Source organism: Alcanivorax sp. HI0083, from assembly GCF_001635175.1.
The window spans coordinates 1-810 of record NZ_LWFX01000306.1 but is presented as its reverse complement, the minus strand read 5'-3'; the positions used below and the strand labels follow the sequence as shown (position 1 = coordinate 810).

General features: G+C 59.6%; 1 protein-coding gene. It reads left to right on the top strand.

Features of this window, described 5'->3' with window-relative positions; translation table 11 throughout:
• The coding region (locus A3754_RS03240) for a cation:proton antiporter regulatory subunit (RefSeq protein WP_197468418.1) at window positions 1-810 on the top strand (810 nt) is incomplete at both ends.

Here is an 810-nt window from a genome sequence, read left to right as displayed (position 1 = left end):
TACGCTGATTGGCACGAGTACCAATCTGGTAGTGGATGGTTTGGTGCAGGAAAAGGGGTTGCCGGCGTTCGGCATATTCGATGTGGCCTGGGTCGGTGTGCCGGTGCTGCTCGGCGGCGCGGCCTTTATGTTGCTGATTAGCCGTTTTTTGCTGCCGAACCGGGCGAGTATGGCGTCCCAGTGGGAAGATGCCCGTGAGTACCACGTGGAGATGCTGGTGGCGAAAGGTAGCCCGCTGGCGGGCCGGACTATTCAGGATGCAGGGCTGCGGAACCTGACCCATGGCTTCCTGACCGACATTCAGCGTGATGAGCGACTGTTCACAGCGGTTGGCCCGGAAATGACGCTGCAGGAGGGTGATCTGCTGGCGTTTGTCGGGGTGCCAGAGTGCGCGCGGGAGCTGCAACGTATCAACGGCTTGCAGGCCGCCCATGGTGGGGCTCACAAATTGGGCCTGAACAACCACCAGCGCCATCTCGTGGAAGTGGTACTTAGCCCGGAATTTCCCGGTATTGGTCGTTCAGTGAAGGAAACCGGATTCCGGACCCGTTACCAGGCGGCGATTTTGAGTATCAGCCGAAATGGCAAGCGAGTGCCCGGCAAGGTGGGCGAGCAGAGTTTAAAGGTGGGGGATACCTTGCTGCTGGAAACCAGCCAGCAGTTTGTCGAGCAGTATCAGTATCGGCGCGATTTCATGCTGGTGAGCCCATTAAAGGATTCCACTCCCCCGGACTTTCGCCGGGCGCCGCTGGCTGTTGCTGTGCTGGTGGCGATGGTGATGGCGAATGTGTTGGGGCTGGCCTCGACTCT